The 25,861-nt window shown below is 70.2% G+C and carries 15 protein-coding genes; 4 read left to right on the top strand and 11 right to left on the bottom strand.

What is annotated here, in order from left to right; translation table 11 throughout:
• Window positions 1-13: 13 nt before the first annotated feature.
• The 8 genes from ACGFZS_RS48430 to ACGFZS_RS48395 form a co-directional block, all read right to left on the bottom strand.
• Window positions 14-694, bottom strand: a complete 681-nt coding sequence (locus ACGFZS_RS48430; protein WP_393800610.1) for a TetR/AcrR family transcriptional regulator — start codon at window positions 692-694, stop codon at window positions 14-16.
• Between the two features lie 61 nt (window positions 695-755).
• Window positions 756-2,039 carry an MFS transporter gene (locus ACGFZS_RS48425; RefSeq protein ID WP_393800609.1) on the bottom strand — a complete coding sequence of 428 codons (1,284 nt, stop codon included), beginning with the start codon at window positions 2,037-2,039 and terminating at the stop codon, window positions 756-758.
• A 159-nt stretch (window positions 2,040-2,198) separates the two neighbouring features.
• Window positions 2,199-3,035 (bottom strand): ATP-binding cassette domain-containing protein, encoded by an 837-nt coding sequence (locus tag ACGFZS_RS48420; RefSeq protein WP_393800608.1) that lies wholly within the window; start codon window positions 3,033-3,035, stop codon window positions 2,199-2,201.
• A complete protein-coding gene (locus ACGFZS_RS48415) occupies window positions 3,032-4,729 on the bottom strand; it encodes a dipeptide/oligopeptide/nickel ABC transporter permease/ATP-binding protein (protein ID WP_393800607.1) in 1,698 nt (565 codons plus the stop codon). The genes ACGFZS_RS48420 and ACGFZS_RS48415 overlap by 4 nt, the downstream gene beginning before the upstream one ends.
• 74 nt (window positions 4,730-4,803) lie before the next feature.
• A complete protein-coding gene (locus tag ACGFZS_RS48410; RefSeq protein ID WP_393800606.1) occupies window positions 4,804-5,745 on the bottom strand; it encodes an ABC transporter permease in 942 nt (313 codons plus the stop codon).
• A gap of 83 nt (window positions 5,746-5,828) precedes the next feature.
• Window positions 5,829-7,364 carry an ABC transporter substrate-binding protein gene (locus tag ACGFZS_RS48405; RefSeq protein ID WP_393800605.1) on the bottom strand — a complete coding sequence of 512 codons (1,536 nt, stop codon included), beginning with the start codon at window positions 7,362-7,364 and terminating at the stop codon, window positions 5,829-5,831.
• Window positions 7,365-8,040: 676 nt separating this feature from the next.
• Window positions 8,041-10,857 (bottom strand): family 78 glycoside hydrolase catalytic domain, encoded by a 2,817-nt coding sequence (locus ACGFZS_RS48400; RefSeq protein WP_393800604.1) that lies wholly within the window; start codon window positions 10,855-10,857, stop codon window positions 8,041-8,043.
• A gap of 213 nt (window positions 10,858-11,070) precedes the next feature.
• A complete protein-coding gene (locus ACGFZS_RS48395) occupies window positions 11,071-12,120 on the bottom strand; it encodes a family 43 glycosylhydrolase (protein WP_393800603.1) in 1,050 nt (349 codons plus the stop codon).
• Between the two features lie 150 nt (window positions 12,121-12,270).
• Between ACGFZS_RS48395 and ACGFZS_RS48390 the strand changes: the two genes are divergently transcribed.
• A complete protein-coding gene (locus tag ACGFZS_RS48390; protein WP_393800602.1) occupies window positions 12,271-14,724 on the top strand; it encodes a glycoside hydrolase family 3 N-terminal domain-containing protein in 2,454 nt (817 codons plus the stop codon).
• 76 nt (window positions 14,725-14,800) lie between these two features.
• Here ACGFZS_RS48390 and ACGFZS_RS48385 read toward each other — a convergent pair whose 3' ends face one another.
• Window positions 14,801-17,473: a family 78 glycoside hydrolase catalytic domain gene (locus tag ACGFZS_RS48385; protein WP_393800601.1), complete on the bottom strand. Its 2,673-nt coding sequence runs from the start codon at window positions 17,471-17,473 to the stop codon at window positions 14,801-14,803.
• A gap of 134 nt (window positions 17,474-17,607) precedes the next feature.
• Entirely contained in the window at window positions 17,608-18,681 is a 1,074-nt protein-coding gene (locus tag ACGFZS_RS48380; protein WP_393800600.1) for a LacI family DNA-binding transcriptional regulator, read from the bottom strand.
• Between the two features lie 311 nt (window positions 18,682-18,992).
• Between ACGFZS_RS48380 and ACGFZS_RS48375 the strand changes: the two genes are divergently transcribed.
• Together ACGFZS_RS48375 and ACGFZS_RS48370 are read left to right on the top strand one after the other, a co-directional pair.
• A complete protein-coding gene (locus ACGFZS_RS48375; protein WP_393800599.1) occupies window positions 18,993-21,056 on the top strand; it encodes a Tat pathway signal sequence domain protein in 2,064 nt (687 codons plus the stop codon).
• Between the two features lie 124 nt (window positions 21,057-21,180).
• Entirely contained in the window at window positions 21,181-22,947 is a 1,767-nt protein-coding gene (locus ACGFZS_RS48370; RefSeq protein WP_393800598.1) for a DUF5605 domain-containing protein, read from the top strand.
• A gap of 270 nt (window positions 22,948-23,217) precedes the next feature.
• Here ACGFZS_RS48370 and ACGFZS_RS48365 read toward each other — a convergent pair whose 3' ends face one another.
• Window positions 23,218-23,427 carry a helix-turn-helix domain-containing protein gene (locus ACGFZS_RS48365; protein WP_393800597.1) on the bottom strand — a complete coding sequence of 70 codons (210 nt, stop codon included), beginning with the start codon at window positions 23,425-23,427 and terminating at the stop codon, window positions 23,218-23,220.
• A 103-nt stretch (window positions 23,428-23,530) separates the two neighbouring features.
• Here ACGFZS_RS48365 and ACGFZS_RS48360 point away from each other — a divergent pair, with 103 nt between their 5' ends.
• Window positions 23,531-25,792: a glycoside hydrolase family 3 N-terminal domain-containing protein gene (locus tag ACGFZS_RS48360; protein WP_393800596.1), complete on the top strand. Its 2,262-nt coding sequence runs from the start codon at window positions 23,531-23,533 to the stop codon at window positions 25,790-25,792.
• The last annotated feature ends 69 nt before the right edge of the window (window positions 25,793-25,861 follow it).

Below are 25,861 nucleotides of genomic sequence, written 5' to 3'. Positions count from 1 at the left end.
GCTGTCCCCTTGGTCACAGGCCCACGCCCGGGTCGTCCAGGAGGGCGCGTATCTGCATCACGTTCTCTCCGCTCAGGCGCCGGATTCCGTCACCGAGCAAGGGGCCGATCCGGAGGGCCGGGTCGACGATGCGCATGGCACCGAGTCCGCCCCACAGGGCGATGACCTGACGGGCCACCGTCCGTGGGTCAAGGCCGGGATGCGCGAGTCCGGCCCGCTGCCGGTTGCTGATGATCCGGGCGTGCACGGTGACGGCCCGCTCGTGCAGTTCACGGAAGTACTCCGCCGCGGGATGCCCCTCGGTGGCCGCCTGCCCGCGCATCATCTCCGTCAGGCGCTGCCGGCGCGGCTGGGCGTCCATGGCCGCGTCGACATGCCGGGAGAGTTCCTCCAGGTCGAGGCCGAAGTCCTCGGCGTCCGGGTCGATCCCGGTGGCCGCGAGGTCGTCCGCCCGGCGCAGCGCGGCGATCAGCAACTGGTCCTTGGAGGGGAAGTGGTAGAGCACGGTTGCTTCGGCCGTGCCCGAACGGCTCGCCACGAGCGCCGTGGTGACACCTTCGTGCCCCACCTCGTCGACCAGTTCCAGGACGGCCGTGGCGATTTCCTCCCGCCGCCTGCGCGAGCGGGCGTACGGACCGCGCTTGTTCGTCGTCTGCGTCCCCGCCGGTGGCGGTGTCTGCTGCGTCGGCGTCATCCGGTCACGCTATCGAGGAGGTCACGGCACCCAGGCCGGCGCAGACCGATCGGCACATGCCTCATCGCACACCCTTCAGCCGGGCCGTGACCGGAACGGCGAGGAACGAGGCGACGACCGCGATGACGAGGAGCACGGTGTACGCGCCGCCCGCGGCGCCGAGGAGCACCGAGCCGAGCACCGGGGCGAAGGTCTGCGGCAGGGTGTTGGCGGTGTTGATGAGGCTCAGGTCGCGGGCGGCGTCCTGCACGTCCGGCAGGACGTCGGCGGCCAGCGCGGCGTCGACGCCCATGAACGCGCCGAAGGAGAGCGAGACCACGGCCCAGGCGATCGTGAACTGCCCCTGCGTGCCGGTGAACACGGCCAGGGCGAAGCCGACGGCGCAGCCCACCCCGCCGAAATATACGAAGGGCCTGCGCCCGAAGCGGTCCGAGAGCGGGCCGGAGACGACAAGGCCGACCACGGTGAACAGCCCCGCACTCGCGGTGATCGTGGCCACCGCCGTGGCCGCGTCGTCGAGCCCGAGCCCGAAGCGGTCCTGCAGGAGGTACAGCATCCGGGTCTGGATGAGCTGGTAGGCGAGCGTCACGAGGAACCGGCCGAGCCAGGTCCAGCGCAGGTTCGGCACCTGGAAGACGGTGAGCAGCCCGCGCCACACCGACGGGCCGGGCTCCCGGGCTGCCGTGGCCGCCGCGGCCGCGCCCCTGCCGGGGTGGTCGGGTGCGACCACCACGAACAGCACGGCGCCGGTCAGCACGAACGCGGCGAGAACCAGGAAGCCGGACGCCGGGTGATGCACGTACATCGCGCCGAGAAAGCCGGCGCCTATCGCGGCGGAACTCGTGACCAGCGCGGAGACGGCGGACAGCAGGCCGCGCCGGTGCAACGGGACGCGCTCGGCGATGACCGGGCCTAGCGCGGCCTGGAGCGCGGCGACACAGGCCTGCACGAGGCACCAGACGACCAGGATCGACCAGGGCCCGGTGGCCAGGCCGAGCACCGTCATCGCCCCGGCGACTCCGAGGGCGCCGCCGAGGACCCACGGTGCGCGGCGGCCGAGGCGGCTGCGGGTCCGGTCGGAGAGGATTCCCGTGGCCATGCTCACGAAGAGGGCGACCACGGCCGCTGCCGAGGTGACGACGCCGTACCAGCTCTCCTTGCCCGACTCCCCCGCGCTGTCGGCGATGACCGTCGGCAGGAGCACACTGCCCATCGCGTTGATGAGAACGAAGGTGCCCAGGTTGGCGGCGGTGAGACCGATCCCGTTGCGGACGAGGCCGACCCTCGGGGACGGCACCCCGATGTCCTCCCTGTCGGGAGCGGGCGCCAGCAGCGACGCATTCACGGTGACCTCCTTGTCACGCCGTGAAGACCGGCGAGCGACACCGGCAGAACTCAGCGAAGTTCGAGCATCATATGGATTTGGCCCCTCACTTTGAAGATCCCGAGCGAAACAATTGGGTCCAAAATCAAGGGTCACTCAACATTTGAGGGCCGGCGCTCCTCAAGGTGTCCGCAGGACCGCGAGCCGCTCAGCGCGGCGTTCGCGCTGCCTCTTCGGGTCGGCGACCGGGGCCGCCATCTGGAGACGGCGTGTGTACGGATGGACCGGCGCCGTGGCAACCTGTGCGGCGTCCCCCAGCTCGACGATCCTGCCGTCGTTCAGAACGGCTGTGCGGTCGCTGATGTCGTTGACGACGCCGAGGTCGTGACTGATGAAGACATACGCGACGCCGGTCTCGCGCTGGATGTCCTTGAGCAGGGTGAGCACCTTGGCCTGGGTGGTGACGTCCAGGGCGCTGGTCGGCTCGTCGCAGACGATGACCGCCGGGGACAGGGCCAGGGCGCGGGCGATGGCGACGCGCTGACGCTGACCGCCGGAGAATTCGCGCGGGAAGCGTCGGGCGGCGTCCGCGGGGAGGCCGACCGCGTCGAGGAGCTCGCGGATACGCGCGGCGGCGCCCTCGACGCCGGCCGCGTCGAGGGGTTCGACCAGGATGCTGCCCACGGTCATGGAGGGGTTGAGCGACGAGTAGGGGTCCTGGAAGACGACCTGGATGTCGCTGGCGGTCTTCCGCCGGTGGGCGCGGGAGACATTGCTGATGGTCTCGCCACGGAAGGTGATCACGCCGCCGCTGACCGGGGCGAGGCCCAGGATCGCGCGGCCGATGGTGGTCTTGCCGGAGCCGGACTCGCCGACCAGGCCAAGCGTCTCACCAGGGGCGAGGTCGAAGCTGACGCCGTCGATGACGGTCTTGCCGCGGCCCCGGCGTTCGGCGAAGCGAACCACCAGGTTCTCGACCTTGAGCAGCGGGGCGGCGACGGATACGGGTTCGGTCACGGGGTCTCGATCTCCATCAGCTCGACGCGGCGGGAGGCGGAAAGCAGTTCCTTGGTGTACGGCTCGCGCGGTGCGTCGAACAGGTCGTCCACCGCGGCCCGCTCGACGATCCGGCCGTCCTTCATGACGCTGACGGTGTCGCACAGGTCGGCGACCACGCCCAGGTTGTGGGTGACGATGATCATGGCGAGGCCGCGTTCCCGGGCCAGTTCACGCATCAGTTCCAGGACTTCGGCCTGCACCGTGACGTCGAGGGCGGTGGTCGGCTCGTCGGCGACGATCACGTCGGGGTCGGAGGCGACCGCGCCGCAGATCAGGACACGCTGCGCCATACCGCCGGATATCTGGTGCGGGTAGAGCCCCATGACACGCTCGGGGTCCTTGATGCCGACCCGGGTGAGCAGGGCGACGATGCGCTCCCTGGCCCCGTCGGGCCCGAGGTCGGTGGTGGCCCGCAGCCCGTACAGGAGCTGGCGGCCGATGGTGAAGCAGGGGTCGAGGTTGGACATCGGCTCCTGGGGGACATACGCGATACGGCGCCCTCGGGCGGCGCGCATCAGGCGCTCGTCGGCGAGCAGGTCGGCTCCGTCGAGGTGGACGCTGCCCGCCAGGGTGAGGGCCTCACGGGGCAGGATGCCGAGGACCGAGAAGACGATCTGGGACTTGCCCGACCCGGACTCGCCGACCAGGCCGTGGATCTCTCCGCGTCGCACGTCCAGGTCGACTCCGTGGACCACCTCACGCATCTCCTCGCCCTGGGGGTAGGCGATGCGCAGTCCCCGCAGGGAGAGGATGGCCTCCTGTGCGGCGGGGGCCGGCTGCTTCCCCTCGGCAGCCACGCGGGCGAGCGCCGCCCTGCGCTGCCTGGCGGTCACCGGCTTGCTGCGGGCGGATGCCTGCAGGACATCGCTGAGGGCATTGCCGAGCAGGATCAGCGACAGGATGGTGAGGCTGATCACCAGGGCCGGCCAGACGATCCCCACCGGATTGTTGTAGACGTTCTCGAAGGCCTGCTGCAGCACCACACCCCAGGAGCCGGCGTTGGCGTCGCCGAGGCCGAGGAAGGTGACACCGGCCTCGATGCCGATACCGGCGGCGAGGACGAAGGAGCTCTGGATGACGACCGGGACGCGTACCGCCCACAGCACATGGCGCCCGACGATGCGCAGGTCGGAGAGGCCGACGACGCGAGCCGCGTCCACGTACAGCTCGCCGCGCACGCCGACCACGACGCCGCGCACGAGGCGGTAGTAGCCAGGGGCCACCAGGAGGCCGAACACGCTCATGGCGACGGGGATGTCGGGACCGGTCAGGGAATAGAGGGCGATGAGGAGGACGACGCCGGGCAGCGACATCACGACATCGGTGGCGAAGCCGGAGACGGCCTCGAAGCGGCCCCGGTAGAAGCCCGCCACCAGGCCGCTGACGGCACCGACGGCCAGGGAGACACCGAGGACGATGAGGCTGGCGAGCGCACTCTGCCGAGTTCCCCAGATGAGGCGGGAGAGCACATCGCGGCCGGAGGCGTCACCGCCGAGGAGGTGCCCGGAGGAGAACACGGGGGCGTCCACGGCCTTGAGGTCCGTGAAGGTGGCGCTGTACGGGGCGAGGAGCGGCGCGAAGATCGCGACGAGCCCGACGAAGGTCACGAACACCAGACAGATCGCGGCTTGCGGGTTGTGCAACAACCTCACGAGCAGGGGTCGTTCGGTCGAAGAAGCCGAAGCTGCCGCGGCTGCCGCGGCTGCCGGCTCCGGATCGGGCGCGGTCATCGGATTCTCGCCTTCGGGTTGAGGAACATGGTGGCCAGGTCGCCGAGGATGTTCACGACGATCACGATCACGATGGTGACGAGGACCGTTCCCATCACCATGGGCACGTCTCCGGACTGGGCGGAGAGGTTGCCGAGCTGGCCCATGCCCGGCAGGGCGAAGATCTGCTCGACGAAGACGGCGCCGCCCAGCGTGCCGATGAGTTGCAGATTGAGCACGGTGAGGCCGGGACCACCCGCGTTGCGCAGGACGTGCCGGAAGATCACCTGCCGCTCGGGGATACCACGGGAGCGCAGCGTACGGACGTAGTCCCGCCCCAGGTTGTCGAGCACCGCCGCCCGGAACTGGACGGCGGCACCGGCCACGGAGCCGATGAGCAGAGCCAGCACCGGCAGGGTCACGGAGGAGATCCAGGCGCCCATGCCGACCTCGGGTGAGGTGTATCCGGTGGCCGGGAAAGCCCTGAAGTGCACAGCGAAGGCGAAGACCAGGGCGATCGCGACGATGAAGGAGGGGACCGCGGTGCCGAGCACGGAGAGGAACTGCACCACCCGGTCCACCCAGCCACCGCGCACCGCCGCCGTGACGCCGAGGACGACGCTGAGGACGGCGGTGAGGACGAGGGTGAGCAGGGTCAGCGCGAGAGTCACCGGGACTCGGACCTCCAGCGCCCCGGCCACGGACTGGCCGGAGAGGTAGGAGTGTCCGAGGTCTCCGGTGAAGACCCCGTGGAGCCAGTCACCGAACTGGACCAACAGCGGTCGGTCCAGGCCGAGTTCAACCATCCGGTGGCGCACGTCCGAGGCGGACGCGCTCATGCCGAGCGTGGTTCTCGCGACGCCTTCGCCATTCCCGTACATCAGGCAGAAGGTGGAGAAGGTCACCAGCAGGAAGATCCCGGCGGCGCGCGTCAGGTGTCTCAGGAGCAGTGCGGGCATGACAGGGTCCGTTCCTCGTCTTCTTCGGGTTCTGTTCGGCCGCTTCGGATGGGCGCAGTTCGTCGGGTACGGAAAGCCGACGTCTACTGGAAGTCGCGCAGGAGCGGGTGCGCGTCGTTCGGGTCGGTGGACTTGGGGATCTTGACGCTGTCGCTGTACGCGTAGAAGACCTGCGGGTTGACCAGCGGGACGTACCACGCGTTGTCGAGGACGTACCTGCCGATGGCCTGCTGAGCCGTCCTGGACTCGCTGTCGCTGCCCGTGAGGATGGTCTTCCAGTTCTTCTCGACGGTGGCGTCGGACTGGTGGGAGACGTTCCAGTAGCCGGCCGGGATCACACCGATCGAGATGTCCTGGATGGAGTCCGCGCTGGCGCCGACGGTCCACAGCGGGGCCGGGTAGTCACCGCTGAGGAGCTTGCTGATGGCGTCGGCGCCGGTCAGGGTCTTGGTCTTCACCGTGATGTTCAGCTCGGCGAGCTGCTGGGTGACGTACGGCAGCAGCACCGTCCACGCCTGGCCCTCCATGGTGGGCAGGGTGAGGGTGAAGCCCTTCTCGTAACCGGCCTGCTTCATCAGCTTCTTGGCTTGGGCAACGTTGTACGGGTAGGCGTCGCCCGCGTCCTTGACGTAGGCCGCACCCTTCTTGTTGAAGAACTGGTACGTCGGTGACGCGAGGCCCTTGTAGAGATTCTTGGCGATGAGGTCACGGTCGAAGACCATGTTCATGGCCTTGCGGACGCGGACGTCCTTGAGGGCGGGGATCTTCTTGCCTTCGTGGTCGGTGAGCATCATCGCGGTGACGCCGGACTCGATCGCCATGACGTTGACGTTCGCCGACTGCTTGGCCTCGTTGTAGGTGTCGGCGGTGACGACGGTGCCGTCGATCTGCCCCGTCTTCAGTGCGTTGAGAGCAGCGGTGGCGCTGCTCAGGACGCGCAGTTCAAGGGTCTTGTACGGGTACTTCTTGGCGTCGTAGAAGTCGGGGTTCTTCTTGAGGACGTACACCGAGCCGGCGGTGGACGCCTTGGCGTCGTAGGTGTACGGGCCCGAGCCGACCGGGGCGGTGTTCTTGTCCTTGGAGGCGAGGTACTTGGCGGAGGCGAGCTTGGGGTTGCAGACCCGGCTGTTCATCAGCGGCTGCGGGTCGGGCCAGGTGATGGTGACGGTGTGCGCGTCGGGGATGTCGAACTTGATGCCGCCGTAGCGGTCCGAGGCCGTCTTGGCCAGCGGCGCGAAGGTCTCCTTCACGGTCTGGGCGGTCACCGGGGTGCCGTCGGAGAACTTCATGCCCGAGCGCAGATGGGCGGTGAAGGACTTCTTGTCGGCGCTGATCTCCCAGCTCTTGGCGGCGGCCGGAGCAAGGCTCCAGTCCTTGTTGCAGCTCACCAGGGTGTCATAGGCCGCCTCGAAACCCCATGCCTGGTAGGCGGGCTGAGCGGAGGGGTCCCAGCCGGTGATGTCGGCGGTCATGCCGAGGACCAGCTTGTCCTTGGTGGAGCCGCCCGCCGCGCCGGCACCCGAGCCATCGGCGCCCTGGCCCGTGCAGGCGGTGAGCAGGAGGGCCGCCGCGGACAGCGGGGCGACGGCCTTGGCCGCCAGGGGAAGTGCGCGTCTCATCATGACTCCTTAGAAGGAAGTGACGCGAGAGGGAGAACCGCGAGAGGGAAGACGTCACCTTCGCAGCGTGTGTAACGTTTTACGAACGGGACCGTAACTCCGGGCCTCCCGAGCGTCAATAGACTGTGTCGTTCGGAGAAGTCACGGTTCGGGCACGAGGATGCGTGCGCGGGGCTTTCGTGCGTGCGTGCACCGGCCGCCGCGGACGGCCGTGCGGGGCCGGTCGGTGTTCCACTTCCGGGCAGCCTTGAGAGCGGGTCCGCGTCCCAGGTGCGGGTGGTGACACGAACACCGACTGGATTGGATACCTTGCCGGTTCGGTGAGGACGATGGAGCGCCAGAAGGCGTGGCGCCCCCGGCCGGATACTCAGAAGTCCGGCCTGCCTCGGCATCGGTGTGGCCTCCGCTGTCGAGGCCCGCGCCGCGGGGCTCCGGGAAGGGCAAGGTGGGGCAGTGACCTGCCGGCCGGCTTCAGAACGCCTCCGGCCCCGGCGGGGCTCGCACGGACGGGTACGGAGGGCGGGTGCCTGTCAGGGGTGCGGTCGTCGCACACGTGGTCTCCCGGATCCAACGTCGTTGTTGGCAGTGGCCCGGCCCGTCGGAACGGGCCGGGTGATGCGGGGATGGTGCTCGATGAGGGGGTGAAGAGGCGAAGGGGCGAAGGTAGGGGCGGCTGTCAGCCGCCGAGGATGTCCGCGATCCGCTCCTCCAGGGCACCGCCCGGCCGGAAGCTCTCCGGCGGGACGAGCGCCTTCGCGATGAACGCGGCCGGGGCATCGAGGTACGGCTTGACCATGCCCGCCACCTCGGCCTCGCCCCGCGGCGCGACCCCGGTGGCCGCGGCCGCTTCGACGATCGCCGGCCAGCGCTGGGCGTCGTCCAACAGGTCACGGACGGTGACCGGTTCTGGCCGGCCGGCGGATACGACGGGGTCGGCCGACTCCCAGTGGTACGCGCCGTGCCCGACCACGATGGGTTCGTCCCCGCCGGGCAGATGGATCTCGGCACTGGCCCCGACCGGCACCTCCACATCGAGCCGGTATCGCCCGTCCCGACGCGTCCAGGACACGGCGGCCGGTCCGTACGGCGTGACGTGACGGGTGGCGGCATGCGTGAGCGCAGCGGTCGGCAGCGGTCGGACGGTGATGGTCCGGTAGCCGGGCGCCGCCGGTGCGAGCCCGGCCACGGTGCGGTGCAGCCAGTCGGCGACCGCGCCGAGGGCGTAGTGGTTGAAGGAGGTCATGCCGCTGCCGTTGACCCGCCCGTCCGGCAGCATCGAGTCCCAGCGCTCCCAGATGGTGGTCGCGCCCATGGTCAGCGGGTACAGCCAGGACGGGCAGCCGGTCTGCAGGAGCAGCCGGTACGCCACCTCGGTGTGACCGGTCGCGGTCAGCGCGTCGCATACGATCGGCGTGCCGACGAACCCGGTGCCGATCCGGAACCCGCCGGTGCGCACCAGGTCCGCGAGCCGTCGGCCGGCGAGCCTGCGCTGGTGTTCCTCGGGCAGCAGGTCCCAGGCGATGGCCAGCGCGTAGGCGGTCTGGGTGTCGGAGTGCACGATGCCCGCGCCCGTCACGAAGGTGCGGGCGAAGGCGGCCCGCACCTCCTGGGCCAACGCCCGGTACTTCTCGGCGACGCCCGGCTCGTCCAGCAGCGCGGCGGCCTCGGCGAGGATCTGGGCCGAGCGCGCGAAATACGCCGTGGCCACGAGGTCGGGGTCGGTCCGCGCCTCGTACGGATTGGCCTCGGGGGCGGTCGGGTCCAGCCAGTCACCGAACTGGAATCCACCTCCCCACACCCGGTCGGGACCGGCCAGTTCGGTCACCTTGTCCACCCAGGCGCACATGCTCCGCAGTTGACGGCGCAGGATGCCGCGGTCGCCGGTGCGCTCGTACAGGGCCCAGGGGACGAGGACGGCGGCGTCGGCCCAGGCAGCCGTGGCGCAGGTGGGGGTGCACAGGACATCGGGGATGACGAAGGGGACGGAGCCGTCCGGATACTGTTCCGCGGCCAGGTCGGCCAGCCAGGACGTGAGGAAGCCGGCCGCGTCGTGGAGGTAGGTGGCGGTCGGGGCGAAGACCTGGATGTCACCGGTCCAGCCGAGGCGCTCGTCGCGCTGCGGGCAGTCGGTGGGGACGTCGAGGAAGTTGCCGCGCATGCCCCAGACGACGTTCTCGTGCAGGCGGTCGAGCAGCGGGTCCGAGGAGGAGAACCAACCGGAGCGGGGCAGGTCGGAGCCGAGCACCACGGCGTCGAGGTCAGCCGCGTCGAGTCCCGCCACGCCCTGCACCTCGGCGTATCGGAAGCCGTGGAAGGTGAAGGTGGGTTCGAGGGTCTGCTCGGCCACGTCGTCGGCGAGGTAGTAGGTGTCGGCCGCCTTCGCGCCACGCAGCGGAGCGGTCGCCGGCTCGCCGTTCTCCAGGACCTCGGCGTGACGGACCGTCACCTCGGCACCGGCGGCCCCACGCACCCGAAGCCGGACCCAGCCGACCAGGTTCTGGCCGAAGTCGACCAAGGTCCGGCCCATCGGGGAGGTCCACACCTTCTGAGCGGGAACGGTCTCGGTGACACGGATCGGCGGCCCGTCGGGGGCGACCAGGCCGCCCAGATCCGCGTCGACCACCTCGACCGAACCGGTGCGGTGCGGGAAGGCGGGGCCCGCGCGGCGCAGATCGGTGATCTGGCCGTCGTAGAGGTCGTCGGCGAGGATCTCGCTCTCCCGTGCCGTCCAGGAGCCGTCCGCGCCGGTCGTGAACCGATGCATGCTCCCGTCGTCGGTCGTGACCTCCAGCTGGGCGAGCAGGGCGAGCCGGTCCCCGTAGAAGCCCCGCTGCTCGAAGAATCCGATACGGCCGCGGAACCAGCCGTTGCCGAGCGGCACTTCGAGGATGTTCTCCCCTTCCGTCACCAGGCCGGTGACGTCGTGGGTCTGGTAGCGCAGCCGGTGCTGGTACGCGGTCCAGCCGGGCGCGAGGAACTCGTCGCCGACCCGCGTCCCGTTGAGGACCGGCACGTACAGGCCGTGCGCGGTGATGTACAGGCGGGCCTTGCGGATCCGGCCGGGCAGGGTGAACCGTCCGGTGAGCACCGGGGCGGGGTCGCCCTGTCCGCCGAGGCCGTCCGCGGCGGCCGGGGTGATGAACCGCGCGCTCCAGTCCCCCGGTTCGAGCAGGCCGCACTCGGCGACGGCCGGTTCGCTCCACGGACTCCAGTCGCCCCCGTGGGCGACCCGGACCCGCACCGCGGCGGCTTCCCGCGAGCCGAGCGGGGTGGCCGGCCACGGCACGAGCACCTGCTCCCCGCTCTCCACCCGGTAGGCGGCGACGCCGGTCTCCCGGCGCACCTCCACCTCGTACGCGGTCTGTCTGAAATCGGCAGCGGCCGAGGGGAGCGTCCAGCTGAGGCGCGGGGACGGGTTCCCGAGGCCCAGCACCGGGCCGGACTCGGTGCGGTGCTCGAACCGCGGCTGGGCAGGGGCGGCGGCCATCGCCATGCGGGGTACTCCATGGGGTGTCGAGGCCGACCTGCTCGAAGGGGAGGGGCCGACCGGGTCAGATCGGTGAACTGCCGGACGGGGCCAGGATTCCGCCCGGGGCTGGGAGCTCTCGGTCAGGGCCGCCGCCGGCCTCATGCATCGTTATACGGAAGGGGGTGGGTCACCAGGCTGGTGCCCTGGAGCCGGTTGCCGGCCCCGGCCCGTCGGTCGTCACTGGAGGTCGCCGTCGAGTGTCCACTCGTCGCGCCAGTCGATCACCGGCATCCCGTCCTCCGCCCGGAAACGGATCGGGAGCCACACGTAGTCGGCCACCGAGGTGTCCGCCTCGGGCTCGGTGAAGTCCGGCCCGGGCAGGCCCCTTTCCTGCGCGGAGAACATCTCGTCGAAGATCTGATTCTGGTCCGACTCCTCGGGAGACAGATGCGGAAGCCAGCGGTCGGCGAGCGCGATGTAGAGGTCGGGGCGCTCCGGATGCCGGAAGACCGAGCTGACCTGGGTGCGGTAGGAGGTCCCGGCGGGGTCGCCCGGGTGCGGATCGCCGAGGACGGTCCACGGACCGTGCCAGGTGTCGGCCACGGCGACCTGGGAGCGGTTCGGGTAGTAGCTGGTGGTTCCCGACGTGATGAGGTAGTGCCGCCCGTCGCGCTGGAAGTGGGCGGGGGCCTCACGGACGAACGGGGGTCGGCGGAGCGGGAAGTGGGTGGAGTAGTAGCCGGTCACGCCGGTGTAGTCGTCCGTCAGGTCGGCGCAGATCAGCTCGGAGTGGACGCGCTCGAAGTAGTAGTAGCCCTTGCCGTCCCACGGGTCCACGGCCAGGTCGAAGTCACCGGCACTCATCCCGAGCGGCTGCAGCCCGGTGCGGACCACGTCGTAGGGGCCGAGGATCGAGTCGGCGGTGAGGACGGTGGAGCGCTGGACCCCGTCCGCTCCCATGATCTTGATCCAGCAGACGTACTTGCCCGTGCGGGGGTTGCGCAGGATGTGCGGGCGGTCGACCTTCTGGGCGGGGTGCAGGGGGTGGTCCCGGTCGTCGAGGACGGGCGGGACGATCAGGCCGCGGTCCTCCCAGTTGTAGAGGTCGGTGGAGGAGTAGCAGCGGATGCCCGAGGTCCACACGCCGCTGCCCGGCTTGGTGTGCTCCTTGTTCTCGCCGTACCAGTAGCAGACGCCACCCTCGTACAGGACCGAACCGCCGTGGGCCTGGATGCGCTCTCCCTTGGTGTCGAGCCAGGTCTGGCCCGGGCGGAAGGACTTGTACATCACGACTCCTGATGTGTAACGTTCTACGACCATGCGACAGGCGGACGTTAGACGCGAGGTCCCATGGCCGTCAAGAGCCGACCCGCGTCCCGGACAGACCTCCGCTCCTCGCCCGCCCAGCGCCTGCCTCCTGGAACGAGGACCATGCCCGTGCCCCCTTCTCCCGCTGCCCCCGGCACCACGCCCCTGCCCCACCTCGACGCCTCCCTGTCCGCGTCCGAGCGCGCCGAGCTACTGCTGCGGCAGATGACCCTGGAGGAGAAGTGCGGGCAGCTCAGCTCCTTCCTGCCCTGGACCTTCGTCAACCCTGACGGCTCCGTGCTCCCCGGATCCGCTCAGGAACTGCTCGCAAGCTGCCCGCCGGGACACATCGCCCAGCTGATCACCGACGACCCCGCGCAGCTGGCACGCCTGGTCGGCGCGGTACAGCGGCAGTTCCTGACCCGCACCCGCCTCGGCATCCCGGCCCTGTTCCACGCCGAGGCCCTCAACGGCCCGCTGGCCGGCGGTCACATGGTGTACCCGACGGCGATCGGCCTCGGCGCCACCTTCAGCCCCGACCTCGTCCGGGCGATGAGCGACCTGACCCGCCGGCAGCTGCGCCGCGCCGGCATCGCGCATGTCCTCTCCCCGGTGATGGACATCGCCCTCGACCCCCGCTGGGGCCGCGTCCACGAGACGTACGGCGAGGACCCCTACCTCGCCGCCGCGCTCTCCGTCGCTTACACCCAGGGCATGCAGGGCGACGACCTGCGCGAGGGTGTCATCGCCACGGCGAAGCACTTCCTCGGATACGCGGCCTCGCTCGGCGGCCGTAACCAGGCGTCGGTGGATCTCGGTCCGCGCCGCCTGCGCGACCTCTACGCCTATCCCTTCGAGGCGGCCATCCACCTGGCCGGACTCGGCTCGGTGATGAACTCCTACGCCGCCATGGACGGCGTACCCGTGAGTCTCGACCGCTCCGTCCTCACCACCCTGCTCCGGGACGTCCTGGGCTTCGACGGCTTCGTCTCCTCCGACTACGACTCCCTGCCCCTTGCGGTGGACGTCCAGAAGGCCGCCGCCACACCGGCCGAGGCGGCGCGGCTCGCCCTCACCGCGGGCCTCGACGTCGAGTTCCCCGCCCCGTACGGCTACGGGGAGGGACTCGCGGAGCTGGTGCGGAACAAGGAGCTGGACGAGAGTGTCGTCGACACCTCGGTCCTGCGGGTGCTGCGGGCGAAGTTCGCGCTCGGCCTGTTCGAGAACCCGTACCCCCACGAGACGATCGACGTGCGGGCCACCGCCACCGAGGGGCGCGAGCTGTCCCGTGAACTCGCCCGGCGGGCCGTCGTCCTCGCGGCCAACGACACCCGCCTGCTGCCGCTGCCCGCGGACCGGTCCTTGCACGTGGCCGTGCTCGGCCCGCACGCGGACACCGTGCTGCGCCAGTTCCCCGCCTACACCTTCCCGGCCTGGCGGGAGGCGGTCAACGGCGTCATGGAGGGGGCCGCCGGCACCATGGCCGGGGCCCAGACCCCGGAGGCCTCCTGGTTCACCACCGTCCTGGAGGCCGCCGACCCCGAGCAACTCGCCCGAACCCGCTACGGAGCCAGGCCCCTGGGCGAGGAGATCGGCGAGTTCGCGCGGTCGGTGACGGTCGAGCCGGGGTGCGGACTGATCCGCGAGCTGGACGACGAGGCGGCGGCGGTCGCGGCCGCGGTGCGTGCCGCCGAGGACTGCGATGTGGTGGTCCTCGCGCTGGGCGGGGCCAGCCTGTGGTTCACCGGTGACCGGACGGAGGGCGAGGACTCCGACACCGCGGACATCAGCCTGCCCGGCGTGCAGACACGTCTCGCGGAGGCGGTCGCGGCGACCGGGAAGCCGCTGGTCGTCGTCCTCTTCCAGGGCCGCCCGTACACCCTGCCCGACGTGGTGCGCTCGGCGCAGGCCCTGGTGATCGCCCCGTTCGGCGGTCCGTTCGGGACGAGCGCGGTGGCCGAGGTGCTGTTCGGCGCGGTCGACCCGAGCGGCAAGCTGCCGTACAGCGTCCCCCGCCACACCGGCCAGATCCCGGTGTACCACCACCAGCCCGCCGGCACCGGGTACCGCAAGCCGGTCGCCCCGCACAACCCCCACCACTACCTGGACATGACCGCCGCTCCCCTCTACCCCTTCGGACACGGTCTCGGCTACACCTCCTTCGAGCTGAGCGAGCTGTCGTACGAGGCCGAAGTGGCCACGGACGGACGGCTCACCGTCTCGGCCGTCGCCGCCAACTCCGGTGCTCGGTCCGGCGCGACGGTGGTCCAGTTGTACGTGGGACTGCGCACGGCGGGACTGACCCGGCCGGCCCAGCAGCTCGCCGGGTTCGAGCGCGTCGAGCTGGCGCCGGGCGAGCGACGGCGGGTCACGTTCACGGTGGACGCCTCCCAGCTGGGGTGCACCGGGACCGACGGGGCGTTCGCGGTGCGGCCGAGCGCGGGTGAGCTGTTCCTCGGGCTCGACTCGGACGACAAGCGGCTCACCGGGGAGTTCACCCTGGCGGGACCGGTGCGGACGCTGCGCAGTGCGGAGCGGGCGTTCCTGTCCGAGACGGGGTCGACGGCGGTGACGACGGGCTGATCCTCGCTGGAGCCGGAACGCCCTGGGGCCCGTGCACATCGCGTGCGCGGGCCCCGAAGCGTTCCACGGCCGGCTATCACGTCAGCTCATAGGTGCCGCCCCGGAGTTCGACCGGTTCGTGCCCCGGCAGCCGTACGGTGGCGAGCGTGCCCTCGGGGACGGTGACGTGAACCGTCCACCGCTCCCCCGCCCGCTGCCAAGCGGCACGGATCTCGCCGTACGGGGTGCGGTGGGTGGTGTCGGCCCGGGTGACGCGGTCGTCGTGCGGCGGGCTCACGTCGAAGGTCCGCCACCCCGGGGCGGTGGCTGACAGGCCTCCGACGCGCTGCTGGATCCAGGCGGAGACCGATCCCAGGAAGAAGTGGCTGCGGGAGCGGGCATCGAGGCCCCACGCCTCCCACAGGGTGTCGCTGCCCGCCTGTCGCCACACGTCCCAGCCGGGCCGGGTCGGCCGGGTGAGGACGGTGACCGCGAGATCGAGACGTCCGTGGGAACCGAGAACCTGCGGAAGGTACTTGACGCCGATGGCCCCGCAGTCGAGGTGCCCGTCCGTGCGCTGCTCCAGGTCTTCGGTGAGCGACCGGAACACCGTCGCGACGTGCTCGGCGGGTACGGCGTCGAAGGCGAGCGGCAGGATGTTCATGGTCTGCCGGTATCCCACACCGGACACCGGCGCTGTGTAACAGCCGCTCGCGGGGTCGAAGTAGGCCGCGTGGTAGGCCGAGCCCAGGGCGCGGGAGGCGGACTCGTACCTCGACCGGGCCTCCTCCTCGCCGAGTTCGGCGCAGATCAGGGCCATTCGGTCGGCGAGGAGCTTGACCATCATGGTGCCGGTCGGCGCCGCACCCTCGGGGGCGAAGGCATGGCCCGGCGCCAGCCAGTCGGTCCAGCTGTGCAGGGGCCACAGCCGGCCGGCACCCTCGGCGATCGCGAGGACATGGTCGGCGTATGCGCGCAGAGCGGGAAACTGTCGGCTCAGCAGCTGCCGGTCGCCGTACTCCCAGTACAGGTTCCACGGAACGAGAACGATCGAGGCGCTCCACGCCGGATCGAGGCCACGGCCCCAACCCGGCGTGGGGACGATCGTGGGCACGGTGCCATCGGCGTCCTGGGCGTCGACATGGTCGTCCACCCACTTGGCGAAGGTGGTGCGGAGATCGAAGTGGTGCAGGAGGGCTTCCGTGGCCAGATGGGCGTCGGCGGTCCAGCCGTTCTTCTCGTACACGGGGGTGTCGGTGGGGATGCCGTGCAGGTTGTTCAGGAAGGTACGGGCGGTGGCGGCGTCGATCCAGGCGAGGGTGGGTTCGTCGCAGTCGAAGGAGCCGATCCGCTGGACATCGGTGTGCAGGGGCACGGCGGCGACGCTCTCCACGCGTGCCGCCGCGCCGACGACCCGGACACTGGCGTAGCGGAAGCCCTTGTAGGTGAACTCCGGCTCCCAGAGTGCTTGTTGCTCGGTACCGGTGGTCACATAGCGGTCGGTCTGGGCCTCGCCCGCCGCGAGGATGTTGTCGCAGAACACGGCGCCGTGCGCGTCCAGGGTCTCCCCGTACCGGACCACTATCTCCGCGCCAGCATGGTCCGAGGTCAGGGTGAGCGCCGCCCGCCCGGCGATCGTCACCCCGAAGTCGTACACCGTGCCGTCGGTCGGATGCGAGGTCACTGACACCGGCACCAGCGGAGCGAAGCGGCGGATCGGCGGCAGTTCGGCGGGGACAAGGCGTCCGCCCGGCCCGGTGACCACCGCGGCCGCCGTCCAGGGCGCGCGGGCCGCGGCTGCCGGGTCGTGAGTGACGCCCGTGTAGAGGACATCACTGACCACCTCGCCGGCGGCGGTCTCCCAGCTGTCGTCCGAGACCAGTCGTCCGGTTCCGCCCTCGCTGTCCGACCATTCGAGCTGGGCGAGCATCATCGGCTCGCGGTGTGCGGGGGCCAGGTTCCAGCCCCAGGTGCTGCCGCCGCGCGCCGCGAAGAAGCCCCGGCCGAGGGCGGCCTGTATCTCGTTCCGGCCCTTCCTCAGCAGTGCGGTGACGTCGTACTCCCGGTAGAGCACCGTCTTGTCGTACGCCGTCGGAGCCGGCTCCAGTACGGCATCGGTGACGGGGTGTCCGTTGACGGTGAAGTGGCCGTAGCCCAGGCCGACCGCGTACAGGCGTGCTGCGGAGGGTTCGATGTCGAGGGTGAAGCGACGGCGGAAGACCGGGTCGGGTGCGGGCACGGTCTCGACGCCGACGCATCGGAGTCCGCCCTCGGGCAACCCGTCACGGCAGGCGGCGCCCGTCAGCGGGGTCGGCGACACGCCGTCGTCCGCGGCACCCGCCGGGACCTGCGCGAACCCGCGCCAGCCGATCCTGCCCGAGACCGACCGCAGGTGCAGCGTGTACGTGCCGGGCGGAAGCGGCGGCTCGAAGGCGAGGAAGTTGGTGAAGCGGTCCCATACGGCGATGTGGTCGGTGCCGACGGTGGTGGAAGCGATCGGCTTGCCGACCTCGTCACACAGTTCGATCTCGGCCACCGGGCTCTCCGCGTCCGGCCGCACCGCGTCCACATTGACGGCGGTGACCGGACCTGGAGCGGTGAAGGACTGCGACAGGGTGTGTCCCGGTTCGGCCCAGGCGATGTGGTCACCGTCGACGGCACGCAGGACACGCTGCCCGGACGGTACGGGCCTGGCGATCCACTGGGCGGTCCAGTGCGGTGCTTTGTGGTGCGGGTTGCTGTGCGGCGCGTGGGTCACGGCTTCCTTCATGGTGTGAGCACAGTTCGTGCAACGTTATACATAACGCTAGAGAACCCCCGCACCCGTGTCAACGAGAGCCGCGGCGCGCTCGGGAGGCGATTCCCTGAAAGGCCTCCCTTGCCCACTGCGGCCACGCCGCCTTCTCAGGGCTCGACGGGCGGCGGGGCCGCAGCGGTGGAGCGCGGGACGAGTCGTGGCGCGATGACGTAATGCACGGGCCTCTCGCGGCCCTGGATGCGCTCCAGCAGCAGTCGGGCGCTCACCGACCCCGTCAGCGGCCCCGACTGGTCGACGGTGGTCAGCGAGATCCTGCCGATCCGGCTGGGCATGATGTTGTCGTAACCCACGATCGACACATCGCCGGGGACGGACAGACCCCGTTCCTCGGCCGCTCGCAGGACACCCAGGGCCGCGACGTCGGCTCCGGCCAGGATCGCCGTCGGCGGTTCGACGCGGGAGAACAGTTCTCGGGCGGCCGCGTATCCGCCTTCCTCGCTGTAGGAGGTGACAACGACGTCCGGCTCCAGGCCGCGACGACGCACAGCCGCCTCGTAGCCGTGCCGACGCGCCGTGTGGGACAGCACGAAAGGCTCCCGGAACGGGCCGTCGGGCATGGCGGTGTGAGCGATCCGGCGGTGGCCGAGAGCGGCCAGGTGATCGACGAGCAGCGCGGCGCCCAGCCGGTCGTCACTGGTCACCGTGTCGAAGTTCTCCGGAGCGCCGTGCAGTGCGACGGCCACGACCGGGACGCGGACAGCCAGTTCCTCGACCCAGGCCACCTCGACCCAGGGAGCGACCAGGACGAGCCCGTCGACATGGCGGTCCACCAATGCCTCGACGGCCCTGCGCTGCACCTTGGGCTCGACGCCGCCCAGCGCGATGATCTCCTGGAAGGCCGTGTCGCCCAGCTCTTGGCTCACGCCGTGGGCTACCTCGGTGGGGAACGGCGAGGACAGGTCGGGAAGCACCACGCCCACCGTGAAGGTGCTGCCGCGCATCGCCCGCGCCCCGGCGTGCGGACGGTAGCCCAGGCGCTCGATCGCCACGTTGACACGGTCACGCATGTCCGGGCTGACCCCGTAGGCATCGCGAACAACCTTGGAGACGGCCGATACGGAGACGCCCGCTTCCCGCGCCACATCCTGCATGGTGGCCCGCCGAGTGCGGACCGGCGACTGCGCCCGCGCGATGATGCGTTCGTCCCCCGCAGTGTTCATGCGGCGCATCCTAAGACAGTTATGGCGAACGTTCTACCAGCCTGGATTCGCGCCTCGAACCGCGCATGCACCCCGGTCTCTCGATGAAGCCCAAGAGTCAGTCGCGTTACGGGATCGTAACCATTTGAGATGCCCCCCGACCCTTGACGCTTCACCGGGCGACTCCATACGTTCCCGGCGTAGAACGTTGCATATCCTGCTCCTCTCGCCCGCCTGCACGACTGTGCACACCCCTGGGCGCAGGACAGCGCGACGAACTCACACCACCCCCGCATCCGCACCCGGCGCCGTCCGTACAAGGGAGAAATATCATGCTCAGACCTGATTCGTTCGGCATCCCGAACCGGGCTCCGGCGTGGTCCCGGCGTCACTTCGTACGGAACACCGCGGTGGGCTCCGCCGCCGTGGTCGGCGCCTCGGCGCTCGGCACGCAAGCCGCGTCCGCGGGCGCACCAGCCGCCTCCTCGGGCTCCTCCAGCGCCACGGCGTACGAGATCGACCCGGCGTACGCCAACCCCGTGATCGACACCACTGACGACCTCACCTCACCGGTCCCCCACCGAAGGGTGACCGGTCATTTCGAGGGCACCGACAAGAAGTTCACCTTCTGCTTCCCGCCCAAGCGCCAGTGGCGCGGCCGGTTCTTCCACAAGGTCTACCCGTCGATCAGCGAGACCCCCTCCGACACCGCGGTCGCGTTCGGCGCCGACAGTGGCGCCTACACGGTGCAGTGTGCGAGTGGCGGCGGGTTCGCCGCCGACGCGGCGGCCGCCGTCTTCTCCCGGAAGGTGGCCGCCGACTACTACGGGACCACCCGCCGTATCCACGGCTACATCTACGGCGGCAGCGGCGGCTCCTACCAGACGATGGGCGCGCTGGAGAACACGACGGGTGTGTGGGACGGCGGTGTGCCGTTCATCGTGGGTGCGCCGACGGCGATCCCGAACAACTTCCACGTACGGATGATGGCCTATTACGTGCTGCGGGCGAAGGCTGATCGCATCGCCGACGCGCTGCGGCCCGGCGGCAGCGGCGACCCGTACGCGGCACTCGACGCGGCCGAGCGTGTCGCCCTCGAAGAGGTGACGCGCATGGGCGTCCCCGCGCGTGCCTGGGACGATTCCGGCCATGTCATGGGCCTGGACAACCGGGTCATCCTCACCAACTTCAACTACATGGCGAAGATGTTCGACCCGACGTACGCGGACGACTTCTGGAGCGCCTCCGGTTACCTCGGCACCGAGAAGTCGGCGCTGGGCGAGCGGTTCCGCGAGGGGCTTGTCGACGACACCGTCGCGATCACCAAGGTCGTCCTCGACTCCGACAAGGCCCCGACGAACCTCACCCTCGCCACAGCCCCGTCGAAGGACGTGACCGGCGCGGACCTCACTCTGTACGCCGCCGACGGTACGAAGATAGGCGCGCTCCAGGGCTCCCTGGATGCCGACACCCGCACCGTCACCGTGGCGAGCGGCAACGACAGCACGGTCCTCGCCGGCATCGCCGAGGGTGCCCGGCTACGGATCGACAACCGCTGGTTCCTCGCCCTGTGCTCCTACTACCGGCATCAGATCCCGAGCCGCGCCGGGTTCCACGTCTGGGACCAGTTCCTGAACGCGGACGGCAAGCCGCGCTACCCGCAGCGCTCCGTCGAGATCGCCCCGCTCATCTCGAAGGGCGCCGCCGGCGGCGGCGGTTGGACCGGTCTGCTGAACGCGAAGACCATCGTCGTCGCCAACCTGATGGACTCCGACGCCTTCCCCTGGCACGCCGACTGGTACGACCAGCAGGTGCGGACCCAGCTCGGCGACGCCTACGACGACACCTTCCGCCTCTGGTACAACGACTACGCGGACCACCAGGAAGACACCCCCATGACGCCCGCGCGTCAGACGCACTTCATCGACTTTCCGCTGATCGTGCAGCAGGCGCTGCGTGACGTGAGCGCCTGGGTGGAACGCGACACCAAGCCGCCCCGGTCCACCAACTACACCGTTTCCGACGGCCAGGTGAGCGTTCCCGCGCGTGCGTCGGTCCGCCATGGTGTGCAGCCGGTGGTCCACCTGAGCGTGGGTGACGGGGACCGCGTCGAGGTCAGTACGGGACAGCGGGTCGTCTTCCGCGCCACGGTCCAGGTGCCGCGGGGTGCGGGCGAGCTGGTGTCCGTCGAGTGGGACGCGCGAGGTACGGGTGCGTTCGTACCGGTGCCGTTCCATGCGGGGCGCGACGACGTGGAGCTGCACCGTACCCATGCCTACTCCGAACCCGGCACCTACTTCGCGGTCCTGCGCGCCACCGTGCAACGCGAGGGAGATGCGAAGACCCCGTTCGCACGGGTGCAGAACCTGGGTCGCGTACGCGTCGTCGTGCACTGACCCTCTGACCGACGGCCGCGCTCAGCGCCGTCTCACCGGTGCAGGGCGGGCGGACCCGCTCGGCCTCCCCGCTCGGGGCTCCGCCTGCCCAGCACTTCGTCCTTCCCTCAGCAGGAGACTGACCTTGAAGTCCTACGGCCCCGATTCCGTACTGCGCGATGTGCTGCGCAATGACCAGGCCGCCGCTGTGGTCCACAAGTATCTGCCCGGCATCGAGGAGGACTGGTCGCGCGTCCAGTTCCTGCGCGGCACCCTGCGCCAGGTGACAGGCTTCGCGTTGCCCACCCGCATCGATCCCGCGGTGTGCGAGGCACTGTTCGCGGAGTTGGCGTCCGTGCCGGTGGCGCCGGCCGTCGAGCCGGTCCCGGAGGAGCAGGTTCCCACCCCGTCCTCGGGCTACGAGGCCACGAACGTGGCAGCGGGCAGCGCCCGCACGGTGTTTGCGGAGAGCGTGCCCAAGTGGCGCGTCTTCGAGTTGGAGTTGCACGGGCCTTCACACGGCAACCCCTTCACCGACGTGGACCTGAGTGTCGAATTCCGTTGCGGGGAGCGGACGGTGACGGCCCACGGCTTCTACGACGGTGACGGCGTCTACCGTGTCCGGCTGATGCCGGACGAGGAGGGCATCTGGTCGTTCCGTACCGGCAGCAACGCCCGTTCGCTCTCCGGGATTTCGGGCACCTTCCACTGCGCGCCCGCCGCCCCGGCGGACCACGGACCGGTCCGCGTCCACGACCGTTTCCACTTCCGGTACGCCGACGGCACCCGGTATCTGCCGCTGGGCACGACCTCGTACGCGTGGACACACCAGAGCGAGGCGCTGGAGAAGCAGACGCTGCAGTCGCTCGCCGACGGCCCGTTCAACAAGATCCGGATGTGCGTCTTCCCGAAGTCGTACATCCACAACACCGAGGAGCCCGAGCGCTACCCGTACGCGGGCTCGCCCGAGGAAGGCTGGGACTTCTCGCGCTTCGACCCCGGCTTCTTCCGTCATCTGGAGGACCGGATCGAGCGGTTGGGGCAGCTGGGCATCGAGGCCGACCTCATCCTGTTCCACCCGTACGACCGCTGGGGCTTCTCCGACATGGGCCCGGCCGCCGACGAGCGCTATCTGCGGTACGTGGTCGCGCGTCTCGCCGCGCACCGAAATGTGTGGTGGTCGCTGGCGAACGAGTACGACCTGGTGTGGTCCAAGGACGCCGACCACTGGCACCGCGCGGCGGCCGTGATCCGCGAGACCGACCCGCACGCGCACCTGATCGGCAACCACAACTGCGTCGACCTGTACGACAATTCGGCGGAGTGGGTCACCCACTCCAGCATCCAGCGGCCCCCGGAGCGCACCGCGCAGTGGCGTGAGGAGTGGGCCAAGCCGGTCACCCTGGACGAAATGGGCTACGAGGGCGACGTCGAGTGGGGCTGGGGCAATCTCACGCCCCAGGAGATGGTGCGGCGCTGCTGGGAGGGTGTGGTGCGCGGCGGTTACGTCACGCACGGCGAGTGCTTCCTCGACGGCGAGAACGACGTGCTGTGGTGGTCCAAGGGCGGTCTGCTGAAGGGTGAGAGCAGCGCGCGCCTAGCCTTCCTGCGCACCGTGATGGAGCAGATGCCGGACGACGCCAGTGGCATCGATCCGCTCCCGTCGGACTTCGACTTCCCCACCGGTGGTGTCGCGGGCCGCTACCTCCTCACGTACTTCGGCCTGGGACAGCCGGGCGTGCGCACCTTCTTCCTGCCCGCGGGGCAGCGTTGGAGCGTCGAGGTCATCGACACCTGGAACATGACGATCACCGAGGTGCCAGGCTCGCACGAGGGCACCGTCACGGTGACGCTGCCCGGCCGCCCCTACCTGGCGGTACGGCTGAGGGTACTGGAGGAGGACACCGCCTGAGCGCGTCTTCACACCGTCCAGGCATCGACGAACTGTCGTAGTTCGGCGCGGAAGTCCACGGGCGTCGCACCGAGCAGCCACTCAGCTGAAGCCCGTCGAGCAACGCGATGAGCATGCGGACGAGGGCAGCCGGATCGGCGCTTGGGCGACGCTTCGCCCGTAGCGCTCCTTGAAGTAGGTGTGCGCCAGGGGCCACGGGTCGGTGGCCTCGGCGGACAGGACGCAGTGCAGGGCGGCGGATGTCCGGTTCCGCAGGATGTAGTCGACCGTCTACAACAGATGTTCGGGCAGCGGGAGTTCATCGCCGTCGGAGCTCCGGACCGGGGACCGGTCGTCCCAGCAGCGCAACACCGAGATCAGGATGTCCTGCTTCCCCGGGAAGTGGTGCATCAGCCCCGGCTGGCTGATGCCCACGCCTTCGGCGATCTCTTTCATCGTCGTGGCCCGGTAGCCGTTGGCGGCGAAGAGCTGCAGGGCCACGTCGAGGATGTGCTCGACGCGCCCGGCCGTCTTCGCGTACGGACCACGCGTGACCGCCGTACGTTCAATACCTAAATGATTTCAACTTTTGGTGGTGTGGCGCATGTTCGACCCACAAACCGTGGCCGCTCTCCTGACCCTGGACGAGAAGGCCTCCCTGGTCGCCGGCGACACGGTCTGGACGACGGCCGCCGTGACACGGCTCGGTGTCCCCGCGCTCCTCCTGACGGACGGGCCGCACGGGGTACGCCGGCTGGCCGAGGACGCCGCACCCGGCGACCTCTACAACTGCCTACCCGCCACAGCCTTTCCGACTGGTGCGGCCATGGGGTCGTCATGGGATCCCGAGCTCATCGAGGAGATCGGCGAGGCACTCGCCGCCGAGAGCCGGGATCTTGGTGTCGACGTACTGCTCGGCCCGGGCCTCAACATCAAGCGCACTCCGTTGTGCGGACGCAACTTCGAGTACTTCTCCGAGGATCCGGTGCTGTCCGGCCACTTGGCCGCGGCCTGGGTGCGCGGGGTGCAGCAGGCCGGAGTGGGCGCCTCACTCAAGCACTTCGCGGCCAACAACCAGGAGACCAACCGGATGCGGGTCAGCGCCGAGGTCGACGAGCGCACCCTGCGGGAGATCTACCTGGCGGCGTTCGAGTACGCCGTACGGAAATCCGCACCGGCCACCGTGATGGCCGCCTACAACGCCGTCAACGGCGTGCCCGCCGCACAGAACCCCTGGCTGCTCACCGAGGTGCTGCGCGAGGAGTGGGGCTTCGACGGCTTCGTCGTCTCGGACTGGGGTGCCGTCGCCGACCCGGCGGCCGCGATCCCGGCAGGGCTCGACCTGAGGATGCCGGGCACCGGCGGCCGCGGAGCGACGGAGATCGCCGCGCTGGTCAAGGAGGGAACGCTCGACGAAGCCGACCTCGACCGCGCCGTCGGGCGAATCCTGCGGGTCGCCGCCGGCCTCCACGCACGGCGCACCACCAGTGCACCCGCGGTGGACCACGAGCACCACCATCGGCTGGCCCGCCGCGCGGCCGCGGAATCGGCCGTCCTGCTCACCAACGAGGATGCGTTCCTTCCTCTGGACGCCTCGGGCGGCGGCCTCGCGGTGCTCGGTGAGTTCGCCCGCACCCCGCGCTTCCAGGGCGGCGGCAGCTCACACGTACAACCGACCCGTCTGGAAACGGCGTTGGAGGAGCTGACCCGGGCGGTCGATGGCCGACGTGACATCACCTTCGCCGCGGGCTTCCGCCTCGACAGCGCTCCGTCCCCGGAGCTGCTCGACGAGGCCGTGGCCGCCGCCCGGAACGCCGACGACGTCGTCGTCTTCCTCGGCCTGCCGGAGGCGGCGGAGTCCGAGGGCTTCGACCGTACGTCGCTCGATCTGCCCACCGTCCAGCTCGACCTGCTGCGCGCCGTCGCCGCCGTCAACCCGCGGATCGCGGTCGTGCTCAGCAACGGAGGCATCGTCGTCACCCATGAGGTCGAGAAACTCGCCCGTTCCGTCGTGGAGTTGTGGCTCGGTGGACAGGCCTCCGGCGGCGCGGCGGCCGACGTGCTGCTCGGCCGGGCCGAACCGGGCGGCCGCCTGGCCGAGACGATCCCGCTGGCCCTGTCCCACACCCCCGCACACGTCAACTTCCCTGGCACGCCCGAGCAGGTGCTGTACGGCGAGCGCCTCTACGTCGGGTACCGCTGGTACGACAGGACGGCCCGCGACGTCGGCCATCCCTTCGGCCACGGTCTCTCCTACACCACCTTCGCGTACACGGACATGGAGGTGCGGGTGCCCGACCCCGGCCGCAACGCGGCCGTCGTGGCGTTCACACTGACCAATACCGGGCAACGAACGGGCAGCGAGGTCGCCCAGGTCTACGTCACCGACGTGGAGGCGTCCGTCGACCGGCCCGAGCGGGAACTCAAGGCGTTCCGGAAGATCCGCCTCGCTCCCGGCGAGAGCCGCCGCATCGAACTCGCCCTCGGAGAGCGGCACTTCGCGTTCTGGGACGAGCGGCGGCGCGCCTGGACGGTCGAGCCTGGCACCTTCCGCATCTCGGCGGGTGCCTCCTCCCGCGACCTGAAGCTCACCGCCACCGTCGACCTCGCCGTGGCACCCCAGGAACTTCCCCTGACGCTCGACTCGGCGGTGGAGGAGTGGATCAGCCGTCCGCGGGCCCGCGCGGCACTGCGCCGCGTCCTGGCCGCCGCCTCCCCTCCCGGCGCCCGCGACTTCGACAGCGACGAGACCGGGCTCCTGCTGATGGGCTCCATGCCGCTGCGCCGGATACTGACCCTCGGTAAGTCCGACGTGTCCGCCCAAGCCCTCGCCGACCTGCTCACAGACGCCAACGGCGGGGCGTGACCGCGACGCACGGTCACGCCCACACGCCCCCTGTGCCACTCCCCATGTCCGACAGTGCGAGCATCCGCT

Origin of the sequence: Streptomyces sp. NPDC048288 (genome assembly GCF_043201555.1) — a bacterium.
GTDB lineage: Bacteria > Actinomycetota > Actinomycetes > Streptomycetales > Streptomycetaceae > Streptomyces.
Note: the sequence above shows the minus strand (reverse complement) of the source record. Positions and strands in the feature narration are given on the sequence as shown.